Raw genomic sequence first — 6,520 nt, 5'->3', positions numbered from 1 at the left:
TAAATTTTAATTCTTTACTCATTTTTGTTCTCCTAGTTAAAAATTCCTAATACATCTTCTTCTTTCATCATTAAATACTCTTCCCCTTCCCACTTAAGTTCCGTTCCAGCGTATTTAGAAAATAAAATTTTATCATTTACTTTTACCTCTAGTGGATGAACACTACCGTCTGTTAAAATACGACCATTACCTGTGGCAACAATCTCACCTTTTTGGGGCTTTTCTTTTGCTGAATCAGGGATAATAATTCCTCCAGCAGTTACATCACTTTCCACAGTACGACGAACTAAAATACGATCGTGTAATGGGCGAACACTTACATTTTGTTTAGACATTTTGCCTCCTTATAAAGTTTCCAGAATAAATATGCGGTCGCAGTAAGGAAAGTCAAGGTTGGAATAAAAAGTATATTCTTTTGTAATAAATACAAATAGTTACAAGGCTTTTAAGGGCTATTTCTTAGCCCTTACGCAATAGCTTTGATAATGAATCCATGCGTAAGCTAGTAATCCAAAAATTAATTCTACATAAGAAAATAGTAGTAAATTAAAAAAGGCTCCCTCGTTAAAGCCATAGGAGTGTAAACCTACGCTTAATAAGTTAACCCCAAACCACGCAAGGGCTACAATAACATTAAGAAACACCATGCCCAAAGCATAACCCAAAGCCTTTATTTTTCCTGCCAATACCCCATGAAGCATAAACAGCAACCACAAAACAATTAGCAAAGCTCCATTTTCCTTAGGGTCCCAACCCCAAAAACGACCCCAAGATTGATCGGCCCAAATGCCTCCTAAAATGGTTCCGAATAAAGAAAAAAATAAGGCTAAAATAGATACCCCTAACATTTGTTTATACAGCTTTTGTATATTTTTTTTAGGCCAAAACAAAGTTTGAAAAAAATAAACATGCCCCAAAGCTCCTGCCACAAAGCAAGCCGAGTAACCAATAGTTATCATTAACACATGAGTGGCTAACCAAAAATTGGTGTTTAAAACCGCCTCTAAAGTAGAAAAAGTATCGTTGCCTTGAGAGTAACCAAAAGACAACAGCAACAAAGCGCCTCCCAAAAAACTAGATAAAAATACATTCATCGTGCTGGTTTTTGATTTTAATAAAAAGAAGGAACTTAATACTCCCATAAAGCCAACAAACACAATGGATTCGTATAAAGTGGTTACTGGAGGGCGAGATAAAATAAAAATACGCAACCCAATAGCCCCTCCATGAAAAAGCATTGCTAAATATACAGAAAATATAGCGAGTTTAGAAAACGCAGAGGGTAAAAACAATAAACTAAATAACAAAAATATAAATGCTAAAATATATAAAATAACAGCCTTATACAGTAAGTCCCACTGACTATAAAGTGCTTCCCAGCGTAATTGTTGTTTTTGTTTTTTTGTTAAAAATTTTTGACTGTGTAAATAAATATGTTCTAAAGCTTTTTTCCACTGGGTTTTATTATTTTTTAAATATGCATTTTTTGCACCCCTCCACAAAGAAAACAAAGAATATGTTTTGGGAGAAGACTGCCCATTTAAAATAGCGGCCCATAAAGAATTCCAATCCCCCGACTTCCATGGCGAAGGGATAACCCTAAATGTAGAAGAATAGCTGTGTGCTTCACTTAGCCTTTGTAGTTTAGAGCCAAAAAGTAAAAAGTTAACATCTAATTTATTTAGATTTTTTTTTGTAGCTAAGTTTTTGGCAAGAAAGTTAACTTTGGGCACTAAGCCAGCCAAGTCCATATAAGAATACAGCGTGCCCTTTTTTAAACCCAACTTGGCTGCCCATTTTTTACTCGATAAGCTAAAGCTTTTGTCTACCAAAGTTAAACTTTGAGACAAATCAAAAAAAGAAACAAAATTATAATACAGGTCGATAATGTGCTTTTGTGTAACGCTCATTTTGTCTCTAGGTGCTTTGGATAAAGCAGAAATTAAGGAAAAGTTTTTTTGAAAGCCTTTAATCAGCTCTGCAAAAGAGTAACGATGCTTAGCGGTCCATTTTAAACCCAAAGTTTGTAACACCTCTGGGTAGGGAATATTAAATAGTTTTAATTGTTTTGCATAATCAGGGGAAAATAAAATAATGGCCACTACCTGAATGGCTGTTTTATTTTTATAAGTGTCTCGCGAATACACTTTACTTAAAAAGGCTTTGGCAAAGTCGCCCAAAGGTTGCATGCGCCCGCCTCGCAACACTGGTAAATTAGATAATGTTGTAAATTCCTTAAAAGAAAATGTTGATTTATGTTTTAAATTAACCGCGGCTTTTTTTTCTGGAGAAGCTGGGGCTGGGGCTGGGGTAGAAAAGTTTTCATAGGCTTGAGCCGAAACGCCGCACAACAAACTAATAATTATTATTTTTTGTTTAAACCAAAACACCTTAAGATCTCCTTAGTACTTTTGGTAAATAGGCCAGTAAATGAAACAGCAAACCAAAACACATAATTAAACTAGCTAAATAAGGAAAAACTCTTCCCTTGTTTTTTACTACCGCCAGCACAGAGGTTTCTGTTTGGTTTTCTTGTGAAAAAGAGGCTTGGTAAAAAGTGTACTCTCCATAACGGAAAGGTTGGTTCATTTCAATTAAGGCTTTTTGCAAACCCGCTTTATTTTTAACCTCTATAAACGATTGATAGTTACGAGCTTTAAGGCTTCCTGCATAATTTATTTTTTTAAAATCTATTAACTTAACACTGACGGGCAAGGGGTAGCGTTTGCGTCTTAAAGATATTATAAACTTTTTGTTATTTACCACTAAGGTTTGCGCAATAGGCATTCCTTCAAAAATGCCATAAGTAAATTGATTTTCTTTAACTTTAAAAACTAAAGCCTCGGCATTAAGTTCTTTTTTTAGCTCTTCTTTTTTATTAAATAAATAAAATTGTGTTATAAAACCTTTTTGCTGGGCAGGTGCCTGTGTGCTTCTTTTTTTAAGGCCTACATTAAAGTAGTGATGCAAAATGTTTAAAGTGACTTTGGCTTTAGGGAAAAATACTTTTTTATTAGCAATGAAGTTAGGCTTTACCCAAGTGTTTAAAACTTTATGCTTTGGTTTTTCTTTAGAGGAAAAAGAAGGGGCTAAATTACTTTTATCAAAAACCACTTGCTGCAACACTAACTCGTTTTTAAAATAATCCGAAAAATAAGCGCTCGACTGCCCCTCTTCTAAAACGACTTGTCCCTCTTGCGTAAACACTGCGGTTAAAAATCCGCCAAACAGTAACAGCGCGGAACCTATGTGAACAATATTTGTACCTAGTTTGTTTAACTTCCACGAGCTAATAAAAAGCTTACAAATTAAATTAAAAAATATAATAGCTAAAACAGTATATCCCCCTGGCAAAGGAATGTATTTAAATGCAAAAAAATAAAATGAAGAGAAATAAATTTTTTGAGCCTGATATAAGCCAATGTATTTTTGCGCTACTGTACCTAATACCACCAACCCCATTAACGGAATTAGTGCGTAGAAAAAAATTTCTGTTTTAGCGCAAAATTTAATAAGTTTTTTGATTGTATTCATGAGTGTATATCTCTACTTAAGCAGAGATATACATCGACAAAGTAATACTTGGCAATCGCTATCTATTTTTTTAACAAATTGAAGGCCTGCCCCTTTAGGGTCCGTCCTTTCGAGGTCTGTTCCTTCGGGGCCCGCCCCTTTTGGGTCCGTCCCTTTAGTATTGAAAATTGGGTTTTTCTTTGCTTAGAAAAGCTTTTATTCCGGTGCGCTTGTCTTTGCTGGAAAAAATTGCGGAAAAAGATTTTTTTTCTATAGACATTGAGTCTTGCATATTACAAAAATACGCTTCTTCCATGGTTTTTTTAGAGTAAAATACACCTAATGCCGATTGTCTTTCTACCTTTAGTAATTGTTTTTTTGCAAAGGCTAACATTTCTTCTTTGCTCGAAAAAACTTGGTTTACTAATAAATTTTTACACGCCTCTTGGGCCGACCACTTACTTCCTGTAAAAATTAGTTCTTTTGCTTTTGCTAAACCAACAAATTGAGCCAATCGTTTTGTTCCGCCAAAACCAGGGATTAAACCCAAGCTTAATTCGGGCAAACCAAAAATTGCGTTTTCTGTCGCATAAATCCAATCGGCAGACATGGCCATTTCACAACCCCCTCCCAATGCATAACCTTGAACGCAGGCAATCACTGGAACTTTAACTTTAGAAAACAGCAGACTAACCTCTTGCCCTAGAGAAGAAAATTCTGAAGCTTTGTCGTCTTCTAATGCATCCATTTCTTTTATGTCGGCACCTGCAATAAATGCTTTTTCTCCCTCTGAGGACAAAATAACACCTCTTAAATCTTTAAAGTCTGTGTCTGTTATTAAAGTCAGCAAAGCTTTTAGCTCGGAAAGCAATTCTTTGTTTAATGCATTTAATACTTTTGGGCGATTAACACTGATTGTTAAAATTTTGTCTTCTTTAATGACTAATAAATTTTTATATTTTTTTAATAACATTTTTTCTCCCAAGAGGCCTTACCCCTTTTTTTAATTTTTTATCCCCAAGCAAACCCGTCCCAAGCAAACCCGTCCCCGGTGGACCCGTCCCCTTTTTTAATTAAAAATCTCTTCAGAAATTACTATCTGTTGGTACGATTTTTCTTTCCATGATGGTTTTTTGTCTTTGTCTTCTAGTAAAGCTCTTACTCCCTCTAATAAATCGGGATGTTTAACAAAATATGTAGCCATTTTATATTCTTTATCAAAAAGTTTTTTTGCATTGCCCAACCAGTCGCGTTTTTGTTTTAGTTGTTTAAAAATAAATTTTAAAGAATGTTTAGAACTATAATTAAAGTTTTCTATGGCTTTTAAAATCCAAGGGTCCTCCCCTTTGTATAAATGCAATTGCTTATCAAAATTTTCTATGTTTTTAGCGCTACAAACTTCCCTTATAAATTTTTTGTTTTCTGTTAAAGGGCCTGGCTTTAAATTTTCTTTTTGGTCTAAGTATTTTAATTTTTGTTGCAATAGTTGTGTAAAGTTTTCGCTAGCCACTGTAGATAAAAAGTTTAACAACTCCTTTATGCTTTGGGAGGGGATATAATAATCCGCCAAGTTACAAAGCAAAATGTCGGCGGCCTTTATTCTTTGCGAGCTTAATCCTAAAAATAAACCAAACTCCGAAGCCGATAAATAATTAGAAGCACCTACATCGGGAAAAAAACCAATTAAAGCCTCGGGCATGGAAACCTGAGAGGTTTCTGTAACAATTCTATATGCGCAAGAGTTTAACAAACCCAAACCCCCTCCAATAGAAAATCCTTCGGCCACTGCAATAACTGGGGTTTTCATACCTCTTAATAGAATATGCAGCCCATATTCTTCTTTAAAAAACTGATGCGCTTCGCTCACTTTATTGTGGCGAATGTCTTGGCACACTTCTATAATATCTCCACCAGCACAAAAGGCTTTAGATATGGAACTTTTTAGCACTATGGCCATTATATTTTGATCGTTTTCTAAATCTTTTAAGTGTGTTTGCAAAGAATGTATTAAGGGGCGGTTTAAGGCATTTAAAGACTCTGCTCTATTTAAAGTTAAAGCCGCAACAGATTTGCTAAGGTTTTCTTTAATAATCAAAAACAAACCCCTTCTTATTGTGTTAAAACTTCATATCTTTATATAAATTAGTTTACAAAAACACAGAGTCTCGCTAAGGTATGCTCATTATGAGAACTAGTCAAAGAGCCTTAAATCAATTACGACCCCTATCTATTACTACTGACCCTAATTCTTATGCCGAGGGTAGCGCGCTAATTACGCTAGGTGGCACAAAGGTTTTATGCACAGCTACTGTGGAAAAAAATACACCCAAATGGTTAGACGGAAAAAATCAAGGCTGGCTAACTGCCGAATACGCAATGTTACCTCGAGCAACACATACTCGAATTAAAAGAGAAAAAGCTTTATCGGGAGCACGCTCGCAAGAAATTTCTCGCCTAATTGCACGAAGCCTTCGCGCCTGCATCGACTTAAAGGCCATTCCTGGAAAACAAATTTTTATAGATTGTGATGTTTTACAAGCCGACGGAGGCACTCGAACGGCCAGTATTACTGGCGGCTTTGTAGCCTTAGCATTGGCTTTAAATTTTATTCACCAAAAAGGCGAAATTAGCCACATCCCTTTAAATTCTTATATTTCAGCAGTTAGCGTAGGTGTTGATAAAGAAGATATTTTGTTAGATTTAGACTATCAAGAAGATTCACGAATTGCTGTGGACATGAACTTTGTTATGAATAATCGTAATGCCTTTATTGAAATACAAGGAACAGCGGAAAAAAATGATTTTAGCTTTACGCAATTACAAAAAATGTCAGAACTTGCACAAACCGCAAGCATGGAATTATTTGAAAAACAAAAATCCCTTATTGGTGATTTTTTTCCTTTGGACAAAGCCTAAAAATGCCACAATACCTACCAGAAATTAAACTTTTTACAGGAAACGCCAACCCCGAATTTGCAAAAAAAGTGGCAAACCATCTTAAAAAACC

At 35.2% G+C, this 6,520-nt stretch carries 6 protein-coding genes; 1 reads left to right on the top strand and 5 read right to left on the bottom strand.

Going from position 1 to position 6,520, the window contains the following annotated elements; all coding sequences use genetic code 11:
- Positions 1 to 32: 32 nt before the first annotated feature.
- The 5 genes from HAW63_02665 to HAW63_02645 form a co-directional block, all read right to left on the bottom strand.
- Positions 33 to 335, bottom strand: a complete 303-nt coding sequence (locus HAW63_02665) for a co-chaperone GroES (protein ID MBE8162871.1) — start codon at positions 333 to 335, stop codon at positions 33 to 35.
- Positions 336 to 452: 117 nt separating this feature from the next.
- Positions 453 to 2,390, bottom strand: a complete 1,938-nt coding sequence (gene ccsA, locus HAW63_02660) for a cytochrome c biogenesis protein CcsA (GenBank protein ID MBE8162870.1) — start codon at positions 2,388 to 2,390, stop codon at positions 453 to 455.
- Position 2,391: 1 nt separating this feature from the next.
- Positions 2,392 to 3,534: a cytochrome c biogenesis protein ResB gene (locus HAW63_02655; GenBank protein MBE8162869.1), complete on the bottom strand. Its 1,143-nt coding sequence runs from the start codon at positions 3,532 to 3,534 to the stop codon at positions 2,392 to 2,394.
- 154 nt (positions 3,535 to 3,688) lie between these two features.
- On the bottom strand, positions 3,689 to 4,486 hold the full coding sequence (locus HAW63_02650; GenBank protein MBE8162868.1) for an enoyl-CoA hydratase/isomerase family protein: 798 nt from the start codon (positions 4,484 to 4,486) through the stop codon (positions 3,689 to 3,691).
- Between the two features lie 96 nt (positions 4,487 to 4,582).
- Entirely contained in the window at positions 4,583 to 5,608 is a 1,026-nt protein-coding gene (locus HAW63_02645; GenBank protein ID MBE8162867.1) for an enoyl-CoA hydratase/isomerase family protein, read from the bottom strand.
- An 89-nt stretch (positions 5,609 to 5,697) separates the two neighbouring features.
- On the opposite strand from HAW63_02645, the gene rph reads away from it, so the two are divergent.
- Positions 5,698 to 6,429, top strand: a complete 732-nt coding sequence (gene rph, locus HAW63_02640; GenBank protein ID MBE8162866.1) for a ribonuclease PH — start codon at positions 5,698 to 5,700, stop codon at positions 6,427 to 6,429.
- The last annotated feature ends 91 nt before the right edge of the window (positions 6,430 to 6,520 follow it).

The organism is Pseudobdellovibrionaceae bacterium (assembly GCA_015163855.1).
Lineage (GTDB): Bacteria > Bdellovibrionota > Bdellovibrionia > Bdellovibrionales > UBA1609 > JAAOIH01.
Note: the sequence above shows the minus strand (reverse complement) of the source record. Positions and strands in the feature narration are given on the sequence as shown.

Excerpts from the sequence above, each read along its gene's own strand:
- HAW63_02665 (MBE8162871.1), bottom strand. The coding sequence starts at position 335 with ATGTCTAAACAAAATGTAAGTGTTCGCCCATTACACGATCGTATTTTA.
- HAW63_02655 (MBE8162869.1), bottom strand. The coding sequence starts at position 3,534 with ATGAATACAATCAAAAAACTTATTAAATTTTGCGCTAAAACAGAAATT.
- HAW63_02650 (MBE8162868.1), bottom strand. The coding sequence starts at position 4,486 with ATGTTATTAAAAAAATATAAAAATTTATTAGTCATTAAAGAAGACAAA.
- rph (MBE8162866.1), top strand. The coding sequence starts at position 5,698 with ATGAGAACTAGTCAAAGAGCCTTAAATCAATTACGACCCCTATCTATT.